The sequence below is a fragment of the Rhizobium sp. 57MFTsu3.2 genome, assembly GCF_012932765.1.
Lineage (GTDB): Bacteria > Pseudomonadota > Alphaproteobacteria > Rhizobiales > Rhizobiaceae > Rhizobium > Rhizobium altiplani.
In genome coordinates, this window is sequence record NZ_JDWI01000019.1 from 16,128 (window position 1) to 41,185 (window position 25,058).

General features: G+C 61.0%; 28 protein-coding genes and 1 pseudogene. 15 read left to right on the forward strand and 14 right to left on the reverse strand.

Annotated elements, in window-relative coordinates:
* Positions 1-157: 157 nt before the first annotated feature.
* The gene (locus AF71_RS19395) at positions 158-511 is read right to left on the reverse strand and encodes an antibiotic biosynthesis monooxygenase (RefSeq protein WP_018116426.1); all 354 of its coding nucleotides are present in this window, start codon (positions 509-511) and stop codon (positions 158-160) included.
* The gene (locus AF71_RS19400) at positions 508-837 is read right to left on the reverse strand and encodes an NIPSNAP family protein (RefSeq protein WP_018859024.1); all 330 of its coding nucleotides are present in this window, start codon (positions 835-837) and stop codon (positions 508-510) included. The genes AF71_RS19395 and AF71_RS19400 overlap by 4 nt, the downstream gene beginning before the upstream one ends.
* 72 nt (positions 838-909) lie before the next feature.
* On the opposite strand from AF71_RS19400, the gene AF71_RS19405 reads away from it, so the two are divergent.
* From AF71_RS19405 to AF71_RS19415, 3 genes are all read left to right on the forward strand, one after another.
* The gene (locus tag AF71_RS19405) at positions 910-1,596 is read left to right on the forward strand and encodes a helix-turn-helix transcriptional regulator (protein WP_062370477.1); all 687 of its coding nucleotides are present in this window, start codon (positions 910-912) and stop codon (positions 1,594-1,596) included.
* 120 nt (positions 1,597-1,716) lie between these two features.
* Positions 1,717-2,406, forward strand: a complete 690-nt coding sequence (locus AF71_RS19410; RefSeq protein ID WP_018859022.1) for an HAD family hydrolase — start codon at positions 1,717-1,719, stop codon at positions 2,404-2,406.
* 190 nt (positions 2,407-2,596) lie between these two features.
* Positions 2,597-3,478, forward strand: a complete 882-nt coding sequence (locus AF71_RS19415; protein WP_169682678.1) for an MBL fold metallo-hydrolase — start codon at positions 2,597-2,599, stop codon at positions 3,476-3,478.
* Positions 3,479-3,521: 43 nt separating this feature from the next.
* On the opposite strand, the gene AF71_RS19420 is transcribed toward AF71_RS19415, so the two are convergent.
* The 3 genes and pseudogenes from AF71_RS19420 to AF71_RS19425 all read right to left on the reverse strand — a co-directional run bounded on the left by AF71_RS19420 (position 3,522) and on the right by AF71_RS19425 (position 5,135).
* Positions 3,522-4,160 carry a hypothetical protein gene (locus AF71_RS19420; RefSeq protein WP_246733739.1) on the reverse strand — a complete coding sequence of 213 codons (639 nt, stop codon included), beginning with the start codon at positions 4,158-4,160 and terminating at the stop codon, positions 3,522-3,524.
* A pseudogene (locus tag AF71_RS31805) lies at positions 4,127-4,441 on the reverse strand (acylglycerol kinase family protein); the annotation flags it as partial. The pseudogene AF71_RS31805 and the gene AF71_RS19420, both read right to left, overlap by 34 nt.
* 49 nt (positions 4,442-4,490) lie before the next feature.
* On the reverse strand, positions 4,491-5,135 hold the full coding sequence (locus AF71_RS19425; RefSeq protein ID WP_025661113.1) for a hypothetical protein: 645 nt from the start codon (positions 5,133-5,135) through the stop codon (positions 4,491-4,493).
* 228 nt (positions 5,136-5,363) lie between these two features.
* On the opposite strand from AF71_RS19425, the gene thrC reads away from it, so the two are divergent.
* The 4 genes from thrC to AF71_RS19445 are packed head-to-tail and all read left to right on the forward strand — an operon-like array spanning position 5,364 to position 11,642.
* Complete coding sequence (gene thrC / locus AF71_RS19430) at positions 5,364-6,764, forward strand: threonine synthase (RefSeq protein WP_169682680.1); 1,401 nt, start codon at positions 5,364-5,366, stop codon at positions 6,762-6,764.
* Positions 6,765-6,790: 26 nt separating this feature from the next.
* Entirely contained in the window at positions 6,791-8,089 is a 1,299-nt protein-coding gene (locus AF71_RS19435) for a pitrilysin family protein (RefSeq protein WP_025661111.1), read from the forward strand.
* Positions 8,090-8,118: 29 nt separating this feature from the next.
* Positions 8,119-8,733: a GNAT family protein gene (locus AF71_RS19440; RefSeq protein WP_062370482.1), complete on the forward strand. Its 615-nt coding sequence runs from the start codon at positions 8,119-8,121 to the stop codon at positions 8,731-8,733.
* Positions 8,730-11,642 (forward strand): sensor domain-containing phosphodiesterase, encoded by a 2,913-nt coding sequence (locus AF71_RS19445; RefSeq protein ID WP_169682681.1) that lies wholly within the window; start codon positions 8,730-8,732, stop codon positions 11,640-11,642. Before AF71_RS19440 ends, AF71_RS19445 begins: the two co-directional genes overlap by 4 nt.
* Before the next feature lie 29 nt (positions 11,643-11,671).
* On the opposite strand, the gene AF71_RS19450 is transcribed toward AF71_RS19445, so the two are convergent.
* Entirely contained in the window at positions 11,672-12,739 is a 1,068-nt protein-coding gene (locus AF71_RS19450; RefSeq protein ID WP_169682683.1) for a putative zinc-binding metallopeptidase, read from the reverse strand.
* Between the two features lie 155 nt (positions 12,740-12,894).
* On the reverse strand, positions 12,895-13,494 hold the full coding sequence (locus AF71_RS19455; protein WP_018859013.1) for a YqgE/AlgH family protein: 600 nt from the start codon (positions 13,492-13,494) through the stop codon (positions 12,895-12,897).
* 140 nt (positions 13,495-13,634) lie between these two features.
* Here AF71_RS19455 and AF71_RS19460 point away from each other — a divergent pair, with 140 nt between their 5' ends.
* The 6 genes from AF71_RS19460 (at position 13,635) to AF71_RS19480 (ending at position 17,805) form a co-directional block, all read left to right on the forward strand.
* Complete coding sequence (locus tag AF71_RS19460) at positions 13,635-14,471, forward strand: protein-disulfide reductase DsbD domain-containing protein (RefSeq protein WP_018859012.1); 837 nt, start codon at positions 13,635-13,637, stop codon at positions 14,469-14,471.
* Positions 14,472-14,533: 62 nt separating this feature from the next.
* Positions 14,534-15,019 carry a peroxiredoxin gene (locus AF71_RS19465; protein WP_018859011.1) on the forward strand — a complete coding sequence of 162 codons (486 nt, stop codon included), beginning with the start codon at positions 14,534-14,536 and terminating at the stop codon, positions 15,017-15,019.
* Positions 15,020-15,154: 135 nt separating this feature from the next.
* Positions 15,155-15,283: a hypothetical protein gene (locus AF71_RS32150; RefSeq protein WP_272481253.1), complete on the forward strand. Its 129-nt coding sequence runs from the start codon at positions 15,155-15,157 to the stop codon at positions 15,281-15,283.
* Positions 15,280-16,020, forward strand: coding sequence for an ABC transporter ATP-binding protein (locus AF71_RS19470; protein ID WP_018859009.1), 741 nt, complete (start codon positions 15,280-15,282; stop codon positions 16,018-16,020). Before AF71_RS32150 ends, AF71_RS19470 begins: the two co-directional genes overlap by 4 nt.
* Positions 16,017-16,889 carry a metal ABC transporter permease gene (locus tag AF71_RS19475; protein ID WP_018859008.1) on the forward strand — a complete coding sequence of 291 codons (873 nt, stop codon included), beginning with the start codon at positions 16,017-16,019 and terminating at the stop codon, positions 16,887-16,889. Before AF71_RS19470 ends, AF71_RS19475 begins: the two co-directional genes overlap by 4 nt.
* 16 nt (positions 16,890-16,905) lie before the next feature.
* Entirely contained in the window at positions 16,906-17,805 is a 900-nt protein-coding gene (locus tag AF71_RS19480) for a metal ABC transporter substrate-binding protein (protein WP_113471795.1), read from the forward strand.
* 37 nt (positions 17,806-17,842) lie between these two features.
* Here AF71_RS19480 and AF71_RS19485 read toward each other — a convergent pair whose 3' ends face one another.
* Positions 17,843-18,151, reverse strand: a complete 309-nt coding sequence (locus AF71_RS19485; RefSeq protein WP_018859006.1) for a Dabb family protein — start codon at positions 18,149-18,151, stop codon at positions 17,843-17,845.
* 258 nt (positions 18,152-18,409) lie between these two features.
* Between AF71_RS19485 and fdhA the strand changes: the two genes are divergently transcribed.
* Complete coding sequence (gene fdhA, locus AF71_RS19490; RefSeq protein WP_018859005.1) at positions 18,410-19,600, forward strand: formaldehyde dehydrogenase, glutathione-independent; 1,191 nt, start codon at positions 18,410-18,412, stop codon at positions 19,598-19,600.
* A gap of 66 nt (positions 19,601-19,666) precedes the next feature.
* Here fdhA and AF71_RS19495 read toward each other — a convergent pair whose 3' ends face one another.
* From AF71_RS19495 to AF71_RS19520, 6 genes are all read right to left on the reverse strand, one after another.
* Positions 19,667-20,470 (reverse strand): endonuclease/exonuclease/phosphatase family protein, encoded by an 804-nt coding sequence (locus AF71_RS19495; RefSeq protein ID WP_169682685.1) that lies wholly within the window; start codon positions 20,468-20,470, stop codon positions 19,667-19,669.
* Between the two features lie 91 nt (positions 20,471-20,561).
* On the reverse strand, positions 20,562-21,002 hold the full coding sequence (gene rnhA / locus AF71_RS19500) for a ribonuclease HI (protein ID WP_018859003.1): 441 nt from the start codon (positions 21,000-21,002) through the stop codon (positions 20,562-20,564).
* Entirely contained in the window at positions 20,999-21,964 is a 966-nt protein-coding gene (locus AF71_RS19505) for a homoserine kinase (protein ID WP_018859002.1), read from the reverse strand. Before AF71_RS19505 ends, rnhA begins: the two co-directional genes overlap by 4 nt.
* A gap of 107 nt (positions 21,965-22,071) precedes the next feature.
* Positions 22,072-23,073 (reverse strand): 4-hydroxy-3-methylbut-2-enyl diphosphate reductase, encoded by a 1,002-nt coding sequence (gene ispH, locus AF71_RS19510; RefSeq protein WP_018859001.1) that lies wholly within the window; start codon positions 23,071-23,073, stop codon positions 22,072-22,074.
* 62 nt (positions 23,074-23,135) lie between these two features.
* On the reverse strand, positions 23,136-23,885 hold the full coding sequence (locus AF71_RS19515; RefSeq protein WP_025661099.1) for an SURF1 family protein: 750 nt from the start codon (positions 23,883-23,885) through the stop codon (positions 23,136-23,138).
* Positions 23,878-24,261, reverse strand: coding sequence for a DUF983 domain-containing protein (locus AF71_RS19520; RefSeq protein WP_018858999.1), 384 nt, complete (start codon positions 24,259-24,261; stop codon positions 23,878-23,880). Before AF71_RS19520 ends, AF71_RS19515 begins: the two co-directional genes overlap by 8 nt.
* A 131-nt stretch (positions 24,262-24,392) precedes the next feature.
* On the opposite strand from AF71_RS19520, the gene AF71_RS19525 reads away from it, so the two are divergent.
* A complete protein-coding gene (locus tag AF71_RS19525; RefSeq protein WP_018858998.1) occupies positions 24,393-25,034 on the forward strand; it encodes a chloramphenicol phosphotransferase in 642 nt (213 codons plus the stop codon).
* Positions 25,035-25,058 lie beyond the last annotated feature (24 nt).

The window sequence follows — 25,058 nt, forward strand, 5'->3', positions numbered from 1 at the left end:
AAACTCGCTCATACACATTACGCTTTTTACTGTCTGTTATGGTTACTCAGTTTGGTTACCAAAGCCTGAAGGCATGAACGATTTCGGCAAAATAAGTCGCAGGCGCTTTGGCGCCGAAGGAGTTGGGCAGCGGCCCCTGCCCTTCCGGCTGCTCTCGTTAGGCCGCCACGTCGTGCACCTTGCGGCTATCCGCCGGCGCTTCGCCGCGGTCATTCATGCCGTAGTCGCGGACGATGTGGCCGATGCGCAGCCGATAGTCCGCGAAGACGCCGTTGCGGCCGGCGTGCTGGGCGGCGCGGTGCGCCTCCAGGTTTCTCCACGTCTTCACAGCCTCCTCGTCACGCCAGAAGGAAAGCGAAAGCAGCTTGCCACGATTGGTGAGGCTTTCGAAGCGCTCGATCGAGATGAAGCCGTCGATCTTTTCCAGTTCACCGCGAAGCTCGCCGGCGAGATCGAGATAGGTGTGGCGTTCGCCCATGAAGGGCAGGACTTCGAAGATAACAGCGATCATGGCATCACCAGCTTTGCATGAGGAAGGGAAGTGTTTTTGAGGAAGATACGATCTTCCTTGAGAATGAAACGTTCGCGTTTGGCGAACTCGTAGTTTTCCTTGCCGAGCGTATCGGCGGCAAGACGGGCGCGATAGGCCTCGTAGGCGACGAGGCTTTCGATATTGTACACGCCGTAAGCCGTCGTGGCCGAACCCTCATGCGGTGCGAAATAGCCGATCAGGTCTGCACCGTTGCGCGGGATCGCCTGGCCCCAGTTGCGGGCATACTCGGCAAAGGCTTCCTTCTTGAACGGATCGATCTCGTAGCGGATGAAGCAAGTAATCATCGTGGTCTCCTTGTTGTCTGGAGATAGTTTTCGCACATTGTCCGACGACGATGCTTCGGTTATGATCGAAGTATGAAGGAAGGACCTGATATAGCTCAGATCGGCGCACTGATCGGCGACCCCGCCCGCGCCAACATGCTGACTGCATTGATGGGCGGCAAGGCGCTGACGGCGACCGAGCTTGCAGCGGCGGGCGGTGTTACCGTGCAGACGGCGAGCACGCACCTTGCCAAGCTGGAAGCGGGCAATCTGCTCGTGCAGCGCAAACAGGGCCGCCATCGCTATTTCACGCTGGCGGATGACAGCGTCGGCAAGTTCCTGGAGAGCATCATGGGCTTTGCGGCAGGGCGCGGCCATCTGCGCCATAAGCCAGGGCCAAAGGAACCGGCATTGCGCAAGGCCCGCATCTGCTACGATCACCTCGCCGGCGACTACGGCGTTCGCATGCTCGACAGCCTGATTGCCAAGGGAGCGATCGATGCCATGGGCGACGGTCTTGCCCTGACGGAGAGCGGCGAAACCGAGCTCAAAACTATCGGAATCGACGTCCACGCCCTGAAATCGTCGCGTCGGCCGCTCTGCCGCTCCTGTCTGGATTGGAGTGAACGGCGGGCGCACCTCGCCGGCAGCCTCGGCAAGGCCCTGCTTTCGAATTTCCTCGAGAAGGGCTGGGCCCGCCGCACGGCGGAAAGCCGCTCCGTGGTCTTTTCCCCGGAAGGCGAACGGCAGTTTCTTGCACTGTTTCCAGCCACCAAATAGCCGCGAACACCCGTAAAATCGAAGCCGCCCGCGACACGCAATCCAGCCATGCCCCGCTGTCGGTTGAGCTTCTGCGAGGCATCGTGTAAAGGGGCATCATCCCAAACAAGGCGTGAGTAAATGGAAGGCTTCGACCTCATTATCTTCGACTGCGACGGCGTTCTGGTCGATTCGGAAATCATCGCTGCGGATGTCGAATCCAAGCTTCTCACCGAAGCAGGCTATCCGATCAGCATCGAGGAAATGGGCGAACGCTTCGCCGGCATGACGTGGCAGAATATTCTCTTCCAGGTCGAGCGCGAGGCCAGCATCCCGATATCAGCCTCGCTGCTCGACAAGTCCGAGAAGCTCCTCGATATGCGCCTGGAGCAAGACGTGCAGGCGATAGCGGGCGTCGAAGCCGCTCTTTCGCGTCTGAATCTGAAGCGCTGCATCTGCTCCAACTCCAGCACCGCGCGCCTCGACATGATGCTTGGCAAAGTTGGCCTGAAGCGCCTCTTCGCGCCCCACATCTTCTCGGCAAAGGATCTCGGGGCCGATCGCGTGAAGCCGAAGCCGGATATCTTCCTGCACGGCGCCAAGCAGATGGGCGTTTCGACCGAGCGTGTTGTTGTGGTTGAAGACTCCGTTCACGGCATCCACGCCGCACGCGCAGCAGGCATGCGAGTCATCGGCTTTACCGGTGCCTCGCACACCTATCCGTCACATGCCGACAAGCTGACCGATGCCGGCGCTGAAACCGTCATCTCCCGCATGAACGATCTGCCCGGCGTCGTCGCCGCGCTCGCCGAGTGGGAAGGCGCAGTGTAACTCCGGTTACTCTCGAGCAGCAGCCGCCGGAACAGTCCTCATTTGAAGTTCAGCTCCAAGATCGGTCGCAGAGTCGAAACTCTGCGACCGATCTTGCTATGGGGACCGGGGGCCCCGCATAGCATCGCGACAAAACGAACTCATTCAGCTATCAAAGTACTTGTCTGTGTCTGAATGCTGGTTGTCTCGCATGACTATTTCCGTGGAATTGTGCACCCATCCCGAACTCGACGATCGGATTTCCATCCTCAGGGCGGGCGAAGAGGTTGACGCCGTCTTCGTCCGCACAGAGAGATTCAACGTCCTCGTCGACACTCTCGGAACGCCTGAGTTATGCCGGATGGCATTGGAGTTGCTTGACGACGACATGCGCGCTCGTCCTCTCATCGTTGTCAATTCCCACATGGACTGGGATCACTTCTGGGGCAACGCCGCGATTGCCGGCAAGGCCCCGATCATTGCCCACACGGCTGCGCGTGCACGTCTGAGCGACACTTCCTGCTGTCAAGTTCTGGACGAGAAGATGCGTGAGGAGCCGCGGTTCCGAAACGTCGAACTCATCGCGCCCGATATCACCTTTTCAGATTCGATGGCCCTTCATGGCGGCGACCTCACTCTGGAGCTCATCCACACACCGGGGCACACGCCTGACCATGTTGCCATCTGGATTCCGGAGATCCGTGTCTGCCTGGCTGTCGACGCCGTCGAGACGCCCATTCCGGAGGTCTGGAGTAAAAGCTCCGACGACCTTCGGCTGATCTGTTCATCGCTCGAACGGATCCGCGACTTGCACCCCAAGTTCGTCATCCCCGCACATGGACGGACGATCTCGCCGTCCACTGTTGACGACAACCTGTCTTATTTCCGAGCACTGGCGGCCCGGGTCGAAAACCTAAGCGCGACTGAACTCGCAGACCCGGAATTGGGAAAATTGGTGAGCCTTCGACTTCAGGATTTCGTGGCCATCCCGGCCGACATGTCGCCGGAAGCGGTGGCATTCTACGAGACGTTTCACGAAACCAATCTCGGGGCGATGATTCAAGCACGCCTGGAAGGGTTGAACGTCGCATGAGAGCCACGGCCTTGCCGATCGTCCCTTTGTTATCCTGCAATTGCTAGATTTTCAGGCTTAGCGCACCGACCATAATCTCGAAGCGCGCCGGAAGCTGCCCAGGGGCTTCGCCGTCGCTGTCGATCGGCACCGGCTCCCTGCCGATCGGCCAAGCCTCGACGAGCCTTGCGCGATGGATGCTGACGAGCGGGCTTTTCAGATGACCGCCGCTGTAGATGCTGTTCATCAGCGTCAGGACCTTCAGCCTGCCGGCGCCGCGGATGATGATTACGTCGAACAGGCCATCGGCAACATCGGCCTCCGGAGCGACCTTCATGCCGCCGCCGAACCATGCGCCGTTGGCAACGGCAACCGCGGTGATCGGCCCTTCATAGATATCCTCGCCGTCCAGCCTGAGACGGATGTCGCGTGGCGTGTAACGCAGGATTTGAAGCAGGCTGTGGAAGAAGAAGACCATCGGTCCCGGCAGACGCCTGCCCTTGGGCGCCTCGTTGACGGCCTGCACGATGTGACCGGAAACGCCGAAGCTCGCGATGTTGGCGAAGTGGCGGCTGACGGTGTCCCATCCTCGTCGTCGCAGGTGAGCAATCCGGCATCGATCTGCCGTACCGTTGGAGAGGTCAGGCGGTTGGCGATCGTAGCAGGATCGCGTGACACCGGAAAATTGCGGGCGAAGTCGCATCCGGTGCCGGTTGCAATAAAGGAGAAGGCCGTGCCCGGCCGATGCGACTTCAAAATGCCGCCGGCCACTTCGCCGATCGTCCCGTCGCCACCGACGGCGATCACCAGATCGGCGCCGTCATCCGCCAGTTCGCGCCCGAATCGTTCGGCATCGCCGTGCCCCTTGGTTTCACGCAGGCTGAGATTGGTAAATCTCGCCTCTATGGCGCGCCGCAGCGCCGACCAGAACAGCTTCTTTCCGCGTCGACCCGACGCCGGATTCAATACGATGCCGATTTTCAAGCGATCTGCTCTCCCCGCGCCGATCAGCTTAGCGATACGGAAACGTTCCTCAGGCCTTCTTCTTTTTCGTCGAAACCGGCCCCTGGTCGAAACCGATGTTCACGCGCACCATTGAGCCGGAACCGACCGGAAGCTTGATACCGTCCTTGCGGAACAGCGCCTGGGTGGCTCCGGAGCCGACCTCGACCGGGAAATTCGTTACTTCGGAATAAAGCGCATCCTCGCCGTCAAAGACCGTGATGCGAACCGGGAGCGTGACCTTACCGGGCGAACCGTTCGGGCCGGCGAGAACCCGAAGCTGGGCGACAACAGTCATCGTCAGGTTTGCATCGTTCAGGCTGCACTGGCGCGTATAGTCACCGATCGATGCCTGGAAGGCGAGTTTGTCCGCATCGCCGGTCTTGGCGCCGCCGGCATAGGTGCGGAAGATCGCGTCCTTGTCCTTCATGAAGATCTGCGGGCATGCTCCCTGGACGACAGGGGCAGTGTTGCCCGACGCGGTCTTGGCGGTGCCGATCGATGCGTTATTGGACGAGGGATTGGCCGGCGCCATCGGCATGATCTGCGCATTGCCATTCGGCTGGGCCGGTGCTGTTGCGCTGTCTCCCCCGCCCACACCGAGCGAGTTGCAGCCGGCAAGAATTGCCGCAAAAGAAGCCGAAACGATGAGACGCGAGACCTTGCCAAGCACGATTATTCCACCCTCTTCACAAAGTTTTTTGGCAGGCCCAATCACTTGATGGCAGGCCTTTCGTGACAGTTTGCGATGGTCTATATCAGCGGCGCAAACAAAAATCGATTGGGTAAGAACCGTTTTGATGCACATTTCGGGATCGCGGGCCACCGCCGGCAGGGCAAGCGAGATGCGGCGACAGGCAGACTTCCCCTCCAACCCGGATTTCCTCCGGCCGGCACATCAAGGATGACGACAGTGGATTATATCTCGACCCGCGGCGAAGCCCCTCCCCTCGGTTTTTGTGATGCTTTGCTGGCCGGCCTGGCGCGCGACGGCGGTCTCTACGTGCCGCGTAAGTGGCCGCATTTCACGAAAAAGGAAATCCGCGCGCTTCGGGGCAAGAGCTACCAGGAGGTCGCCTTTACGATCCTTTCGCCTTTCACCAACGGCGAGATTCCCGACGAGACGTTCCGCTCCATGATCGACGAGGCTTATGGTACCTTCCGTCACCCTGCGATCGCCCCGCTCGTCCAGACCGGCCCGAACAGCTTCGTCATGGAGCTGTTCCACGGCACGACGCTGGCGTTCAAGGATGTCGCGATGCAGCTGCTTGCCCGGCTGATGGACCATGCCCTGGAGAAGCGTGGCGAGCGCGCGACCATTGTCGGCGCCACCTCCGGCGACACTGGCGGCGCGGCGATCGACGCATTTGCCGGTCGCGAACGCACCGACATATTCATCCTCTTCCCGAACGGCAAGGTCTCGCCGGTGCAGCAGCGCCAGATGACGACCTCCACGGCCTCCAACGTTCACGCGCTTGCCGTCGAAGGCAATTTCGACGACTGCCAGAACCTCGTCAAAGCAATGTTCAACGATGCACCTTTCCGCGACCGCGTTAAACTCTCCGGCGTCAACTCGATCAACTGGGCCCGCATCATGGCCCAGATCGTCTACTACTTCACGACGTCGATCGCGCTTGGCGGACCGGACCGTAAGATTTCGTTTACCGTGCCGACGGGCAATTTCGGCGACATCTTTGCCGGTTACTGCGCCAAGCGCATGGGCCTGCCGATCGGCAAGCTGGTGGTCGCCACCAACGAGAATGATATCCTCGACCGCACGCTCAAGACCGGCCGCTACGAGATGAAAACCGTGAAAGCGACGACTTCGCCGTCGATGGACATCCAGATCTCCTCGAACTTCGAGCGGCTGCTGTTCGAGGCCTATGATCGCGACGCATCGAAGGTTCGCGCGGCGATGAACAGCCTCAAGCAGTCCAACGGCTTCGAGATTGCAAAGGACGCCCTCGCCTTCATCAAAAAGGACTTCCGCGCCGGGCGCGCCAGCGAAAAGCAGGTCGCCCTGACGATCAAGAAAACCCATGCCGACACCGGCTATCTTCTCGATCCGCATTCGGCAATCGGCGTCTTCGTTGCAGGTAAACACGAGAAGCCGAACGCGCCGATGGTGACGCTTGCCACCGCACACCCGGCAAAATTCCCCGCCGCCGTAAAATCGGCCTCCGGTATTGACCCCGCGCTTCCGACGTGGCTTGCTGATCTGATGCACAAGGAGGAGCGCTTTCAGATTGTGAAGCCTGAGCTCAAAGCCATTGAGACCTTCATCGGCGAGCATACTCGGGCCTAAGTAACGCAGGCGCAGAAAGATAGCCAATGACAGTTGAGTGCACCCGGCTCAAATCCGGGCTGACAGTAGTCACACAGACCATGCCGCATCTGGAAAGCGTTGCGCTGGGAGTTTGGATCAAATCAGGATCGCGCAACGAGACGACAGACGAGCATGGCATCGCTCACCTGCTCGAGCACATGGCCTTCAAGGGCACGGCACGCCGCAGCGCGCGCGAAATCGCTGAAGAAATCGAGGATGTCGGCGGCGAGGTCAATGCCGCAACATCCACCGAAACGACCTCCTACTATGCCCGCGTGCTTAAGGATCATGTCCCGCTCGCTGTCGACATTCTGGCCGATATCCTGACGGAGTCCGCCTTCGAGGAGGAAGAACTCGAGCGTGAGAAACAGGTCATCCTGCAGGAAATCAACGCGGCAAACGACACGCCTGACGACGTCGTTTTCGACAAGTTTTCCGAGACCGCCTATCGCGACCAGACCCTCGGCCGGGCGATCCTCGGCACGCCGCAGACCGTGGTGTCGTTCACGCCGCAGCAGATCCGCGGCTATCTCAGCCGCAATTACACGACCGACCGGATGTTCGTCGTTGCGACCGGCGCCGTCCGGCACGACGAGTTCGCTCGCATGGTCGAGGAGCGCTTCGCGAGCCTTCCCACCTCGCCATCGGCGACGCCCGTCATGGAGCCTGCAAAATACATCGGCGGCAATATCCGCGAGACGCGCGACCTGATGGATGCGCAGATCCTGCTCGGCTTCGAAGGCAAGGCCTATCACGCCCGCGACTTCTACTGTTCGCAGATCCTCGCCAACATCCTCGGCGGCGGCATGTCATCCCGGCTGTTCCAGGAGGTGCGCGAGATCCGCGGCCTCTGCTATTCCATCTACGCCTTCCACTGGGGTTTCTCCGATACCGGGATCTTCGGCATCCATGCCGCCACCGGTGGCGAGAACCTGCCGGAGCTGGTGCCTGTTATCATTAACGAACTACACAAGTCGGCGGCGACGATCGAACAGAAGGAAATCGAACGCGCCCGCGCCCAGATCCGCGCCCAGCTGCTGATGGGCCAGGAAAGCCCCGCCGCCCGCGCCGGCCAGATCGCAAGGCAGATGATGCTCTACGGCCGCCCCATCTCCAACCAGGAGATGATGGAACGCCTCGAGGGGATCACGGTCGAGCGCCTTACGGATCTTGCGGGACGCCTGTTCTTCGATACCGTGCCGACGCTCTCGGCCATTGGACCGCTCGAACATCTGGCCCCGATGGAGGATATTACCGCGTCTCTTTCCTCGCCCGATCACCAGGGCAAGCAAGCCCTCGTCTGATCCCAGATCCATCCTGCCGGGAGTGATCGATGCCAAAATCGGTTTTTCGGTTTCTGTCGCGACAGCCGGATTCGGTCGAGCTCGAGAACGAGCACTATGTGCTGCGCCTGCCGCGCTACCAGGATTTCAACCAGTGGCACAAGCTGCGGGCGGCGAGCCGGCAGTTCTTGGAACCGTGGGAGCCGACATGGCGCCGCGACGAGCTGACGGAGGGCTCCTATCGCGCCCGTGTCATCCGCGGCAAGCAGGAGTACGCTTCCGGCCAGGCCATTCCGCTCCTTCTGTTTCACAAACAGGGCATGACGCTGCTCGGCGGCATCACGATCGGCTACATCAGGCGCGGGGCGGCACAAAGCTGCATGATCGGCTACTGGATGGGCGAGGCTTATGCCGGTCAGGGTCATATGTTCGCCGCACTTCAATTGGTTATACCCTACATCTTCGCAGGGCTTGAGTTGCACCGTATCGAAGCAGCCTGTATTCCAGACAATGCTCGGAGCATCCGCCTGCTTGAAAAAGCCGGGTTTCAGCGGGAAGGCTATCTGCGCGGATACTTGAAAATCAACGGTCATTGGCACGACCATGTAATGTTCTCATTGCTCGCCACCGACACGGATAAAGGCAGGATAACCGACAGCCGATGACCAACAACCGCATGCTGCTCTCATCACCGGCCAGGCGATCGATCGCGGTGATCGCAGCTCTCTTGCTGTCAGCCATCCTGCTAGTGGCTGGCCACGTTCAGGCCGCCGAACCGGTCAAGATTTCCCGCGACGACACGGCACTCGACCTGACTGCCACGACGGAGATCTACGCCAACCAGGGCGAAGCCTTTCAGGTCTCGACCGCTGCCGGTGCCGACGGTATCCGTCGCCGTATTGAGGTACGTGCCAGCTCCGACAATCACCAGGGCGACTGGGCCGTCTTCGCGCTTGCCAACGTCTCCGACGAGCAGCTTGAGCGCGTGATCGTGGCCCCCCACTTCCGCCTCGTGAATTCCAAGCTTTTCTGGCCGGACCTCGGTTCGCAGCGCGTTATCGCCATTACGCCGAGCGAAGGCTTTGCGCTCGACCGGCAGCCGAGCGACGAGGCGGACGTGTTTCGCATCACGCTCAACCCCGGCGCCGTCATCACCTTCGTTGCTGAGCTGACGACGCCGGAGCTGCCGCAGATCTACCTCTGGGAACCCGACGCCTACAAGGACACGATCAACGCGTTCACGCTCTATCGCGGCATCGTGCTCGGCATTGCGGGCCTGCTGGCGGTGTTCCTGACTATCCTTTTCGTCGTCAAGGGCACGTCGATGCTGCCGGCAACGGCGGCACTCGCCTGGGCCGTCCTCGGCTACATTTGCGTCGACTTCGGCTTTCTCGGTAAACTGATCAGCATTGCGTCGACCGACCAGCGAATATGGCGCGCCTGTGCGGAAGTCGCCCTTGCCTCCAGCTTCGTCATCTTTCTGTTCACCTATCTCAACCTCAACCGGTGGCACACGCACCTCGGCTACGTGACGCTCGCCTGGGTGCTCGGCCTGGCGTTGCTTTTCGGCGTCGCGATCTACGACCCGGCAATTGCCGCAGGCATCGCGCGCCTCTCCTTCGCGCTGACCGCGACGATGGGCCTTCTGCTGATCGTCTACCTCGGGCTCAACCGCTATGACCGCGCGATCCTGCTGGTCCCGGCCTGGGCCTTGATCCTTGTCTGGATCTTCGGTGCATGGCTGACGATTACCGGCCGGCTCGATAACGACATCATCCAGCCCGCACTCGGCGGCGGCCTTGTTCTCATCGTCCTGCTGATCGGCTTTACCGTGATGCAGCACGCCTTTGCTGGCGGCGCGTTCCAGCAAGGGCTGTTTTCCGATCTCGAGCGTCAATCGCTGGCTCTAACGGGCTCGGGTGATACGGTTTGGGACTGGGATGTGGCGCGCGATCGTATCGTCACGATACCCGATGTCTCCGTCAAGCTCGGCCTCCCGCTCGGCGCTATGCATGGCGCCGCGCGCAATTGGCTGCCGCGGCTGCATCCCGACGATCGCGACCGCTTCCGCGCGACGCTTGATGTGCTCCTTGAACATCGCCGCGGGCGACTAAACCACGAGTTCCGCATCCGCGCGGAAGACGGTCATTTCCACTGGCTTCTCATCCGCGCGCGGCCTGTGCTTGGGTCGAACGGTGAGATCATCCGCTGCGTCGGCACCATCATCGACGTCACCGAACAGAAGAACTCCGTCGAGCGGCTGCTCCACGACGCACTGCACGACAACCTGACCGGCTTGCCGAACCGCCAGCTGTTCCTCGATCGCCTGCAGGCCGTGCTGGCATTGGCGCCCGGTGGCGAGACGCTGCGCCCGACGGTGATGGTGATCGATATCGACCGCTATAAGCTGGTGAACGATACGCTCGGGATCGCCGCCGGCGACAATATCCTGATCGCGCTCACGCGCCGCCTGCGCCGCCTCCTCAAGTCGCAGGATACGCTCGCGCGCCTCTCCGGCGATCAGTTCGGTCTCATCCTGACGTCCGAACGCGATCCGACGAAGGTGGCCGATTTTGCCGATGCGATCAGCAAGGCGATCATGGTGCCGATCAACTTCTCCAATCGCGAGATCATCCTGACGGCGTCGATCGGGCTGGCCTCCTTCGTCGATCAGCAGGAAAGTGCTGCGGGCATGCTCAGCGACGCGGAGCTCGCGATGTACCGGGCAAAGCGCGCCGGCGGCAATCGCGTCGAGCCGTTCCAGCCCGCCTTCCGCGATTTCGGCGCCGACCGGCTGCAGCTCGAATCCGACCTGCGCCGCGCCATCGAGCGCAAGGAACTGTCGATGGTCTACCAGCCGATCGCAGGGCTTGAAGACGTGGAGATCGCCGGCTTCGAAGCTTTGATGCGATGGGAGCATCCGAAACGCGGCGGCATTCCGCCTTCGGAGTTCATACCGATCGCGGAGGCATCCGACATTATCGACATGCTCGGCCGCTTTGCGCTGGAGCAGGCGACGAACGACCTGATGGGCTGGGAGAACCAGACGGGCGAACTGCCGATCTTCGTCTCGATCAACCTCTCCAGTGCGCAGCTGCTTAACAACGAGCTTTTCGACGATGTGCGCTCGGTGCTGGCGAAGACCCATTGCGATCCGTCACGCCTGAAACTCGAGCTGACGGAATCCATGGTCATGGAGAACCCGGAACAGGCGCGCCTCGTTCTCGAGAAGCTGCGCGAAATGGGCCTTGGCCTTGCTCTGGATGATTTCGGATCCGGCTATTCGTCGCTTGCCTATCTGACGCGCTTCCCGTTCGACACGATCAAGCTCGACAAGACGATGGTGTGCGACACTAGCGACAAGAAGGCGACCGTGATTCGCTCCGTGATCGCCATGGCGCGCGAACTGGATATGAAGGTCGTTGCCGAGGGGATCGAGTCCAACGAGGATGCGATGGAACTCGCCAAGATGGGCTGCACCTTCGGGCAAAGCTATCTGTTCGGACCGCCGATGGCATCGGAGTCCGTCTTGCGGCTGCTGAAGGAGCGGTTCCCGCTGACGAAGCGCGCCTAGCCGACCCGCGACCCAAGCTATGCCGCTCCCTATTGCGGCGCAGCGGCTCCCGCTATCAGCTGATGCATGTATTCAAGCTTGGTGACCACCGGCGCTGAGAGCACGAACGGATAGGAATCGGGCTGTCCCATGCTGCGCTGTATCGAGTTGATCGCAACGCTGAGCGGCACCCACTCGTCGACAAGCTGATCGGCACTTGCTGCCCTGTAGGGGTCGAAATCCACCTCGGCCGCCATCTCTTCGTGACCGCGGGGATCAATTGCAACGCCGAAGGCGCGAGCGGTCTCCAAGGTATCGACAATGTGAAGGTAATGAGCAAAACACTCAGCGAAGTCCTCCCAGGGATGAACGCTGGCATAAGCACTGACGAAACTCTCTTGCCAGCCGGGCGGAGCGCCATTCGCGTAGTGCCGTGCAAGGGCATCGCTGTAGTCTTTGCGCTCATCGCCGAACACCGCTCGGAATCCATCGAAGGCGTTCCTATCGCGCACGAGGCGGTTCCAGATGAAATGACCCGTCTCGTGGCGGAAATGACCGAGCAGCGTCCGGTAAGGTTCGTTCATCGAGGTGCGAGCCTGTTCGCGCGTGACGTCGTCGGCCTCGGCGGCCCGAATTGCGATAAGGCCCTCCTCGTGTCCCGTCATCGCTGGCACGACGCTGCCGTCTTCCTTGACGGTGTCTTCGAGGAAGTCGAAAACCAGGCCGCCTACGGGATCCTGCGTGCGGTCCGGGTGCGGCAGCCGCCAACGCAAGAGGGAGTAGAAGAGGTGCCGCTGTGCCTGGCTGATGCGGCGCCACCGATCGACGCCATCCTGCGTCGCTGAATTCGGCACAAGCCTGTTATGCCGGCAGGCGACGCAGTAATCCCCCGCGTCTCCGTCCTCCACCAGCCAGTTGCAGACGTCGAGGCCGGCATTGGCACAGAAGCGCATCAGATCCGGCTGAGCCACGTATTGCCAGACATCGCCGTCCTGCTGCTGAACTGCATGCATGCGCAGACTATTCGACACGAAGCCAAGGCGATGACCGCACCGAACACACTGGCGATTGTCGAAATGAACAACCTGGTCGCAGTTGTCACATACAAAGAGCCTCAACGCGCGCCTCCCTCGGGATAGGGATCAAAAACCCATCGTGCAACATGGACGGCGGGCAATTTCCGGTCGTGGTTTCCATCAACCTGCTTCTCCTGACTGGGCCTTATTGCCCGCGCCAGCAGAGAACGCGCTTTTTTTGCAGATCGTTCCGCCGATCAGGCGTGGCCGGCTTCGGCTGAAAGCATGGCGGCATTGATACCCATTGCGGCCAGTGCTCGCTCGTACTTGTCGTCGAGGCTGCGATCGAAGATCAGCTCCTCATTCGCCGCGCATGTGAGCCAGCCATTGTTGCCGACTTCGGCTTCCAGCTGTCCCGCACCCCAGCCGGCATAGCCGAGCAGCATGGTCGCCCGCTTCGGTCCCTTGCCATTGGAAATGGCGCGGATGATGTCGAGCGTTGCCGTCATGCAGATATCGTCACTGACGGGAATGCTGGATTCGCAGAGATAGTCATCGGAGTGCAGCACGAAGCCGCGGCCGCTTTCCACGGGCCCACCCGTCTGGATCGGGCAATCATGCTGAGGAAGGAGGATAGCTTCTTCGTCCTTGATCATTTCGAGATGCAGGAGAACGTCAGTAAAGGTCAGTTCTTGCGGGCGGTTGATCACGAACCCCATCGCGCCGGCATCCGAATGGGCGCAGATGTAGATCACCGTGCGGGCGAAATTGCGATCCTCCATGCCCGGCATGGCAATGAGAAACTGGCCATCGAAGAAGCCGCGTTCTCTTTTGTTTTTCACGGTCGCCAAGGACATCACTCCTCCTTCTGCCAGACCGCGCTAGGCCCCGACACCATGAGCATGAGCCAATGTCACGGATCAATCAACTGAAAATGAAAACTTAAATGTACGCGAGTTCTAGCCGAGCATAGGGATTTTCAATACATCATTGATCCATGCAGACTATTTCACTCACCATCCGCCAATGCGGTTCCGCCCTGTGCCTGTTCGTCGCCGTGCTGCAGTTTTCTCAGCCCGCCAGGGCGGAGATGAGCGCCTGGGCCGACAACGAGGGCGGTCGGATGCGCCTGATCGCGCTTCCGCCCGATGCAAACGGAAATATTCGCGCCGGACTTCAGATCGAGCCGAAGCCAGGCTGGATCACCTATTGGCGCGAACCGGGCAACAGCGGCATCCCGCCTCAAGTCACTCTCTCCTCCGAAGGCGTGTCGCTCGACAAGATGAGCTACCCCGTCCCAAAGCACATTGTCGCCGACAAGATCGATGAGGTTGCCTACGACGCGCCTGTCACCTTCCCGCTGCAACTGACGGCGAAAGACCCTGCTCTTCATGAGCTCAAGGCAAACGCCTTTATCGGCATCTGCGAGGAAATCTGCATCCCCTTCCAGGCAGAGCTATCGCTGACCTTTAAACCATTGGCCCAGTCGCGGCCGGCCGAAGAGGCTATTCTCAGGGATGCCGAGGCAGCCTTGCCACAAGCCGCCTCCTCCGCATTCAAAGTCGACGACCACGCGCTGTCGGCCGACATGAAGCAACTTTCCCTCAGCATTACCCTGCCGGAGAGTGGCGAGAGCGCGCCTGAGGTGATCGTCACAGGCCCGAGCGGGCGCGTCTTTACCAAACAGACGGCAACCCATCGCGACGGTCGCAACTTCACGACGACGCTGTCCGTGGACAAGCTTCCCAAGGCATATGACCTCAGCGGAAAGACATGGAGTGCTCTTGTCATCGACGGCTCGCGCGCCATCGAGACACCGCTTGCCTTTGAGTGATCGCGTTCTATAGTCGCGCCAAAATCGCGGCATTAGTGCCGCCATATGACAAGGAGACGTCCATGACCATCGCAATCGGCGACAAGCTTCCTGCGGCCACTTTCAAGGAAAAGACGTCGGATGGCCCGGTCGAAATTTCGACGGAGCAGCTTTTCAACGGCAAGCGCGTTGTTCTCTTTGCGGTCCCCGGTGCGTTCACGCCCACCTGCTCGCTGAACCACCTGCCGGGTTATCTCGAGAACCGCGACACCATCCTTTCCAAAGGCGTCGATGACATCGCCGTCGTCGCCGTCAACGATTGGCACGTGATGGGTGCCTGGGCCCAGTCTTCCGGCGGCATGGGCAAGATCCACTTCCTCGCCGACTGGGACGCGGGCTTTACCAAGGCGCTTGGCCTCGACACCGATCTCTCGGCAGGCGGTCTCGGCGTTCGCTCGAAGCGTTACTCGATGCTCGTCGAAGACGGCGTCGTGAAATCACTGAACGTCGAAGAAAGCCCAGGTCAGGCTACGGTTTCCGGCGCCGCCAGGATGCTGGAACAGCTGTAAGGCTTCGAGCCTCACCCAAACTGAAAGCGGCCCATGCGGCCGCTTTTGTGTTTCGTCGTCAAAGTTCACAGCACGCCACTTTTTTGCCTCATTTGTTATAACATAACTGTAATGTTATTACATTTTGGTGTTGCTATGACTTTTTGGGAGCTTCGACATTCTTCAGGCCTGATGGCGCTCTCTGCCGGCCGTCGCGTCTTCTATGTTGCCTTGATCGGCATCCCGCTCTGGGCGGCAATCCATTGGGCGACGCTGCTGCCATGAGCGCCATTGCGATCGAGCTTGAAGATCTGACGGTCGCCTATCAGCGGCATCCAGCCGTGCATCATGTGACCGGAACCATCGCGGCCGGAAGCCTGACGGCGATCGCCGGCCCAAACGGAGCCGGCAAATCGAGCCTGCTGAAGGCGATTATCGGAGAACTCCGTCCCTCCTCCGGCATGATAAGGCACCGGCTGAAGAGCACGGATTTCGGCTATCTGCCACAGGCAGCCAACATCAACCGCCGCTTTCCTATCTCGGTACTCGACACGGTTCTGCTGGGAGCCTGGCGACAGTCTGGGGCCTTAGGGCACATTGCATCAGCGGAGTGGCAGAAAGCGCACGACGCACTGGAGGCAGTTGGGCTGGGAGGCTTCGAACGGCGCGGCATCGGATCGCTGTCGGCTGGCCAGTTTCAGCGCGTGCTCTTTGCAAGGCTGCTGCTGCAGGATGCGAATGTCATCCTTCTCGACGAGCCGTTCACGGCTATCGATGGCCGCACCACGCGGGATCTTCTGGATATCGTTGCCAACTGGCATGGCGAAGGCCGAACGGTGCTTGCTGTCCTTCACGATTTCGCGCAGGTCCGCGCCCACTTTCCGCAGACACTCCTGCTTGCGCGCGACGTCATCGGCTGGGGCGCAACGGCGGATGTCATGTCCGAGGCGAACCTTCGCAAAGCGCGGGCGATGGCCGAGCGATGGGACGAGAGCGCCGGCATTTGCGAGCCCGCCAGATGACCGCCTACGATCTCCTCCTCGCGCCCTTCGCGGATTATGGCTTCATGCGCCGCGCGCTCGTCGCCTGCCTGTGCCTGGGGCTTGGCTCCGGGCCGATCGGTGTGTTCCTGATGCTGCGGCGAATGAGCCTCGTCGGCGATGCCATGAGCCATGCCGTTCTCCCCGGCGCCGCCATCGGCTATCTTATTGCCGGTTCGCTCTCGCTTACGGCAATGGGATTGGGCGGGCTCGTTGCCGGGCTTTCAGTTGCACTTTTGTCGGGCATGGTCAGCCGCGCGACCTCCTTACAGGAGGATGCGAGCTTCGCCAGCTTCTACCTCTCCTCGCTGGCGCTCGGCGTGCTCATCGTTTCGCTGCGCGGTTCGAATATCGACCTGTTGCACGTTCTCTTCGGCACCATCCTCGCGATCGATGCATCCGCCCTTTACGAGATCGGCGCGATCAGCACGGCGACGCTGGCAACGCTTGCGATCATCTACCGGCCGCTGGTCGCGGAATGCTTCGATCCCGGCTTTCTCCGAGCCATCGGCGGACGCGGACCGATCTATCACTTTATCTTCCTGCTGCTGGTCGTACTCAATCTGGTCGCGAGCTTCCTGGCCCTGGGAACGTTGATGGCGGTCGGCCTTATGATGCTGCCGGCCGCTATCGCGCAGCTCTGGTCGCCTAGCCTCCCGTCGATGATGGCAATCGCGGCGGCGAGTGCCACAGCCTCCGGCTATCTCGGGCTCATCGCCTCCTACCATCTCGAACTCGCCTCCGGACCGACGATCATCATGACGGCGGCGCTGCTTTACGCCATTTCGATCTTCCTTGCCCCGTCGGGCCTTGCCCGGCGGTATCTTCCTCGCCCGCATCTGAAGGGCTGACAACCGGAGACCCCCAATGATTTCCCGCAGACTGCTTTTCTCAATGATGCTTCCCGCACTCGTCGCGCTTTCGACGACGTCGGCTTCTGCCGCAACCCTCAAGGTGGTCGCATCGTTCACCGTGCTTGCCGACGTCGTCCGCCAGATCGGCGGCGACCGCGTCACGGTCACAAGCCTCGTCGGCCCGAACGGCGACCCCCATGAGTTTGAACCATCACCAAGCGACGCGAAGAACCTCAACGCTGCACAGGTTGCCTTCGTCAGCGGTGAGGGTCTGGAGGGTTGGATGGACCGCCTGATCAGCGCCTCGGGCTACAAGGGCAAACCGGTCGTCGTCTCGGAAGGGATCAAGTTCCGCACCATGGAAGAGGATGGGCAGACGGTCACCGACCCGCATGTCTGGAACAGCCCGGTCAACGTCAAGGTCTGGGTCGCCAACATCGAAGGGGCGCTTGCGAAGGCCGCGCCGGCCGATGCTGCGGCGTTCAAGACCAACGCCGAAGTCTATTTGAAGAAGCTTGATGCGCTCGATGCCTACGCGCACTCGGAGCTTGCCAAAATCCCTGAGGACCATCGCAAGGTCCTGACCAGCCACGACGCCTTCGGTTATTTCGGCCGTGAATATGGCGTGCAGTTCCTCGCTCCGGTCGGCGTCTCGACAGAGAGCGAAGCCTCCGCCGCCGATGTCGCCAAGCTGATCGAGCAGATCAAGGCCGAGCACGTGAAGACGTACTTCATCGAGAATTCCAACGATCCGCGCCTCGTCAGGCAGATCGCGAAGGCGACGGGGGCAGAGCCCGGCGGCGAGCTTTACGTCGAGTCTCTTTCCGACACCAAGGGGCCGGCTCCGACCTACGAGAAGATGTTGCGTTACAACGTCGACCAGCTCGTGGCGGCGATGGCGAAAGCTAGCTGACGGCGACGGCTGGGTCGCGCCAAGGCGCGGCCCGGCCTCAATAGTTGAGATCGAAGACGATCAGGCCGCCCAAGCCGCCGTCGGTCGAGGACACGATGCGCTCGCCGACGCCGACGTGCTCGGGATGCACGAGGTAGACGTCGCGCGCTTCCGCGCTTTCAAAGGTGACGGCAAAACCATCGACGTAGCCCGCATGTAGCCCCTCGGGCGAGACATTCGGGCCATACTTGATGTCGATGATGCCGGGGATCACCTGCTTCAATGCGACGATCGCGTCAAACAAGGACTGCTTCTCTTCCCCTGTCATGGCAGCCTTAAGCCGCATCAGCACGCAGTGCAGGATCATGTGGTGACCTCCCGGATCCGTTTTCAGGCGAGCATAAGGAGAAACGTCGCGGGGGCAAGTGACAAGGATGTGCCGTTTTGCAGAGATCCCCATCTGAATGGCCACGGCAAGACCGGCGTGCGAGACGTGACCAATTCGACGCCCTAAACCGTCGTAAACGGAACGGCGCGTCCTACATTCTCGTCTAATCTGTCGGTATCCAGTGCGCGGGGAAGAGGAGCCCCGCACGAGGCAGCATTTTCAACGGAGGAGATGGAAATGAGCAAGAACCGAGGCGTCGTCTACATGCGGCCCGGCAAGGTCGAAATCCACGACATCGACGATCCGAAACTTGAGGCACCCGATGGCCGCAAGATCGAGCACGGTGTCATCCTGAAAGTGATCTCCACCAACATCTGCGGATCGGACCAGCATATGGTTCGCGGCCGCACTACCGCGATGCCAGGCCTTGTTCTTGGCCACGAAATCACGGGCGAGGTGATCGAGAAGGGTGTCGATGTCGAGATGCTGCAGATCGGTGATCTCGTCTCCGTTCCGTTCAACGTCGCCTGCGGCCGCTGCCGCTGCTGCAAATCGCAGGACACGGGCGTCTGCCTGACGGTCAACCCGTCGCGCGCCGGCGGCGCCTACGGCTACGTCGACATGGGCGGCTGGATCGGCGGGCAGGCCCGCTACGTGACCATTCCGTATGCCGATTTCAATCTCTTGAAATTCCCGAACCGCGACCGCGCGATGGAAAAGATCCGCGATCTGACCATGCTCTCCGACATCCTGCCGACCGGTTTCCACGGTGCGGTGCGCGCCGGTGTCGGCGTCGGATCCACCGTCTATGTCGCCGGCGCCGGTCCGGTCGGGCTTGCGGCGGCTGCATCCGCCCGCATCCTCGGGGCTGCCGTCGTGATGATCGGCGACTTCAACAAGGATCGCCTTGCCCATGCCGCCAAGGTCGGCTTCGAGCCGATCGACCTGTCGAAGAGCGACCGGCTCGGCGACATGATCGCGCAGGTGACCGGCACTAACGAAGTGGACAGCGCCATCGACGCCGTCGGCTTCGAGGCACGCGGGCATTCGGGCGGCGAGCAACCGGCGATCGTTCTGAACCAGATGATGGAAATCACCCGCGCGGCCGGCTCGATCGGCATTCCCGGCCTCTACGTGACCGAAGATCCGGGCGCCGTCGACAACGCCGCCAAGCACGGCAACCTGTCGCTCCGCTTCGGCCTCGGCTGGGCAAAGGCGCAGTCCTTCCATACGGGCCAGACGCCGGTGCTGAAGTATAACCGCCAGCTCATGCAGGCGATCCTGCATGACCGGTTGCCGATCGCCGATATCGTCAACGCCAAGGTCATCCCGCTTGAAGATGCGGTACAGGGCTACGAAAGCTTCGACCATGGTGCTGCGATGAAGTTCGTGCTCGACCCGCACGGCGAAGTCGCCAAGGCGGCGTAATCAACAAGCCTCCCGAGGCTCGGCGCAGCGGGTGCATTCCGCATCCGTTGCGCCACCCCAAAATTCCTACGCGATATCCAGCAAGAGAGCCCGATGGTCGGACACCTCGGGCTGTTCAACGACGTCGAACCCCACGACGTCAACATTTGCCGTGACCAACATGTAGTCGGCGTAGCGGCCTTCCTTGGTGTAGTGCGAGGTTCGAGTATCCTTATGGCCGCGCGAGGTCACGAGGTCGGTGAGACCGAGTTCGGCAAGCGCGTCGAACATGAGGCTGTCAGGAAGCACATTGAAGTCGCCGCAGACGACGAGCGGCTCGCCCTCGCGCCATATGCGGCGGATGAGAGCGACCAAGACATCCGCCTGGCCGCGACGCGCTGGCGTGTCGCCCTTGCCGGCAAGGTCGCGTAGGCCATGCAGTTGGGCGATGGTAATCGGACGATTGGCGCGATAATCGAACAGGCGAAGGCACTGCGCGTTGCGCGCGCGGGGGTGTGCGCCATAGCCATCGCTCGAGAAGTCGCCGTGTACGAAGTCCATCGCCTGGCCAATGACCGGATGCGATTGGCGCACGAAGGTTGCAAGCCCGAATTCCGACACGACAGAGGTCTCGCCTTCGAAAAGTTCGCCCCTTGCGGTCGGCGCGTAGAGGGCATCATGGGCGGGAAGGATCGCCTTGATCTCGGCAAACAGATTGGCGCGTTGCGGCAGGATATGACTGCGGTCGCGGTAGACCAGCCAGTCACTGGAAACGGTTACCGAGCGCGTGATTTCCTGCAGGCAGAGAACATCGGCGTCGATCTCGGCGAGGTAGGGAATGAGCGGCGGATGCAGCTTTCCGCCCCATGCATTCAGCGAGACAATCCGCATCACATCCCTCCCCGATCTACGCCGAACGTTTCCTTGCAGATTCAGGGAAACGCGCGATGTCCTTGTTTCCGCACCATTCCGAGCACCAAGTCTAGCGCTTCTTGAACGGCTCCATGCCCTTGCGGGCGAGCTCGTCGGCGCGCTCGTTTTCCGGATGGCCGGCGTGGCCCTTGACCCAGTGCCACTTGACCTTGTGGCGCTGGTTGGCGGCGTCTAGCGCCTGCCAAAGTTCGCCGTTCTTTACCGGCTTCTTGTCGGCGGTCTTCCAGCCGTTTTTCTTCCAGCCGAAGATCCACTTGGAGATGCCGTCCATTACGTATTTGCTGTCGGTGTGGAGGTCGACCTCACACGCGCTCTTCAGCGCCGTCAGCGCCGAGATGGCGGCCAGCAGCTCCATGCGGTTGTTGGTCGTCTCCGCCTCACCGCCCGACAGTTCCTTTTCGACTTCGCCGTAGCGCAGCACCGCGCCCCAGCCGCCGGGGCCGGGATTTCCGGAGCAGGCGCCGTCGGTGTAGATATCGACGTGCTTCATGCCGAGAGTCCGTATTCCGCGGCGTTGGCGATCTGCCGGTGGAAGCGCAACTTGCGCAGATATTCGAGCGGGTCCTTCTTGGTGACCAGCGCCCCCTCCGGCGTCGTCAGCCAGTCGTAGAGGCGCGTCAGGAAGAAGCGCAATGCCGAACCGCGCGAAAGGATCGGTAGTGCTGCCAGTTCGGCATCGCTGAGCGGTCGGACGCTCTGGTAGCCTTCCAGCATCGCCATGCCCTTGGTGATGTTGTAGGCGCCATCCTTCTCGAAGCACCAGGCGTTCAGGATAATCGAGACGTCGTAGGCCAAGAGGTCGTTGCAGGCGAAATAGAAATCGATCAGGCCCGATAGCTCGTCGCCGAGGAAGAAGACGTTGTCGGGGAAAAGATCCGCATGGATGACACCGTCAGGCAGGTCCTTCGGCCAGTGGGCCGCGAGAAAATCGAGCTCCGTGCGGATCTCGTTCTGCAGCCCCTTCTCCACCTCGTCGGCGCGAGCCTCGGACTTCTCCCAGAGTACCTTCCAGCCATCGACCGACAGCGCATTGGGCCGCTTCAACTCGAAGCCGTCGCCAGCGACGTGCATCATTGCCAGCGCCTTGCCGACCTCGCGGCAATGCTTGGCTTCCGGCTTGCGCAGCCACATGCCTTCCAGGAACGAGATCAGCGCCGCCGGGCGATCGGACAGCGTACCAAGCAAGGCCCCGTCCTTTCGCGGCAACGGCAGCGGGCAGGACAGACCGCGAGCGGCCAGATGCTGCATCAGCCCCAGAAAGAACGGCAGATCGTTCTTCTCGACGCGCTTCTCGTAAAGGGTGAGGATCAACGGATCCTTGGTGGTGTGCAGCAGGAAGTTCGAGTTCTCGACGCCTTCCGCGATCCCCTTGTAGGAGAGCAGCGTTCCGGTGTCGTACTCCGTCAGGAACCACTTCAAATCGTCTTCGGAAATATCGGTATAGACTGCCAATTTACGTCCCACGAAAGCTTGATCAATCGAACGCCAGCGCCCCGCAGAGCGTTGGCAGCCACCGCAATCGTCCCCTCGACGACTGCTCCCCTAACCGGGATTGCGGCTCACCCGTTCACCCACGCCATATCCTCATGCGTCAGCTCTATGCTGCGCAGTTCGCGGTTGACGAGGAAATGCTCGTTTTCCTGAACCGTCTCGGCAAGCTCGACCTTGGCGTCGAAGCGCGCGCGGAAGGCCTCGATGATCTCGTTGACGATCACCTCGGGCGCCGATGCACCGGCTGACAGACCAAGCGTGGAGATCGGGCCGATCTCGTCCCAATCCAGTTCCGAGGCGCGTTGCACAAGGAGCGATTTCTTGGCCCCTGCCCGCAAAGCCACCTCGACGAGCCGCTTGGAGTTCGAAGAATTCGGCGCTCCAACGATGATGAAGAGATCGCAGCCGGGGGCTGCCTGCTTCACCACTTCCTGCCGGTTGGTCGTGGCGTAACAGATCGAGTCGGCCGCCGGTGCGGTCAGATTGGGGAAACGTTCCTGCAGGCGCGCGATCACGCCGGCCGTATCGTCCACAGACAGGGTCGTCTGCGTCACGTAGCCGAGATTGTCGGGATCGGCGGGCTGATAGACGTCGGCGTCCTCGACCGTCTCGATGAGAGAGACCGTGCCCTCCGGCAGTTGGCCCATCGTGCCGATCACTTCCGGGTGGCCCGCGTGGCCGATCAGAACGACATGGCGACCGAGCTTGTTGTGGCGCATCGCCTGCTTGTGCACCTTGGAGACCAGCGGGCATGTGGCGTCGAGATAGAAGAGGTTGCGGGCGCTTGCATCCTCCGGCACGGATTTTGGCACGCCATGCGCGGAGAAGACGACCGGCTGAGCGCGGTGCTCTTCCGGGATCTCGTCGAGCTCCTCGACGAAGACGGCGCCCTTGGCTTCCAGGCCTTCGACCACATAGCGATTGTGGACGATCTCGTGGCGGACATAAACAGGCGCACCGTAGGATTTCAGCGCCAGCACGACAATCTGGATGGCACGGTCGACGCCTGCGCAAAAGCCGCGCGGTCCGCAGAGCCTGATCGTCAAGGGAGGTTTCGCCGCAATATTCATGTCTGTTCCGGTTCGTAGGGATAGGGCTCTCTAGCCCAATATAGGCAAGAATTGAAGCGATACTATTGCGCGGGACCCCGCTTACGGAAACGCGCGACTACGACGATGATGACAAGCGTTGCCGCAAGCCCAAACCATGTGAAGGCATATTGCAGATGGTTGTTGGGCAGATCGACATCGGTGACCCCGCCGATCGGCAGCCCCTTCGGATTGGGGGTATCGTCCGCATCCACGAAGAACGGAACCACCTCGGCCTTGTCGAGCCCGACGCTCGACGCCATCACGTCGAGGTCCTTCCAGTAGAAGATATTCTTGGCGACATCATTATCAGGCACCACCCAGGACGGCTTGCCCGGAAGTTTTGCACGAGCAAGGCCGGTCACCGTTTGCTGATCGGTGAGCTGGCCCTGCATCCGCATTTCCGGCTCCTTGTTGTCGTAAGGAACGAAACCTCTGTTGACGAAGAGATAGCGGCGATCGGCAAACTGCAGCGGGGTGTAGACATAGAAACCCGTCTGGCCATGCCAGGTCGCAAAGAAGTGCCGCTCCTTGCTGTTGACGTATTCGCCGCTGACCGTGATGTGGCGATAGTCGATATCCTCGCCCGTCGCGGCCATTCCTTCGATATCAGCAAGCGATGCCGGCGACGCCTGCCGGCGCTCGGTGATATTGGCCAACAGCTTTTCCTTCCAGTGCAGCCGTTCGACCTGCCAGGTGCCGAGCGAGAGGAGGATGGCAAGCGCAATGACCACCGCGATGCCGGTGAGGACCGGTCGCTTTCGGCGTGACGCCGAAACATGAAATTCAGTCACGGGAAATGCGCCCCTCGCTGGCGTTGTGACGATACTGCATCGCGATCAGGATCCCCTTGCACCAGCGAAGGGCAAGCAGGGAGAGAATGACGGTCAGGGGGCCGAACAGCATAATGTGCAGCCAGATCGGCGGCGCGTAGTTGACTTCCAGCCACAACACCGAGCCGATGATAATGAAGCCGACGATCAAAATGACGAACACGGCGGGGCCATCGCCAGCATCGGCAAAGGCGTAGTCCAGACCACAGGCCGAGCAGCGGGGCTTCAGCGCGAGCAGGCCATCAAAGAGCTTCCCCTGGCCGCAGCGCGGGCAGCATCCCCTGATGCCTGTCTTCACCGGATCGACCGGTGGAAAATGCGCGCTGTCCTCGTTCATGCCATCCTTCCAATTGCCTATGGCCAACCTGTGCGTCTGCCTTAACTCACCCATAAAGTATTCGCAGAGGGAAAGGAAATACCTGCGCTCTTTCGCCTCAGCGATTCGCGCCAAACAGAAGAAGAAAACTGATGACATACGACAGCTCGGCCGGACAGATCGTCATTCTGAACGGCGCCCCGCGCAGTGGAAAATCGTCGATCGCCAACACGATCCAGGAGCACTTCGACGGTCCCTGGATGAACCTCGGCGTCGACACCTACAACGACATGACCCCGGAACGCTATCTGCCGGGCATCGGGCTCCGCCCGGGTGGGGAACGTCCCGACCTCGAGGAGATGGTGCCGTTCTTCTATGCTGCGCTTTACGAGTCGATTGCAATCCATGCCGGCCTCGGGCTCAATGTGGTGGCTGACCTCGGTCATCACGACAGCTACTCTCGGCCGCTCGGTATTCTTTCCGATTGCGCGCGTCGGCTTGAGGGATTGCCGGTGCTTTTCGTCGGCGTCAAATGTCCGATCAAGGTCATCATGAAAAGGCGAAACATTCCTGCGCCCGGACGGCATACGCTGTATGTGCGCGCCGACGAACACGACGCCGTCCCCCATCCGGTCCAGCTCTGGCAGGAGCAGGTGCATATCCCCGGCATCTACGACCTGGAGGTCGATACCTCTGTATTGACGCCTTTCGAATGCGCCGAGGCGATCCGGCAACGCCTGGACCTCGGCATTCCGGAACCCTCCGCGTTCGAGCGCATCGCCGCCATGCGCTAATCCCCAAAACGAATAGGGCGGGTG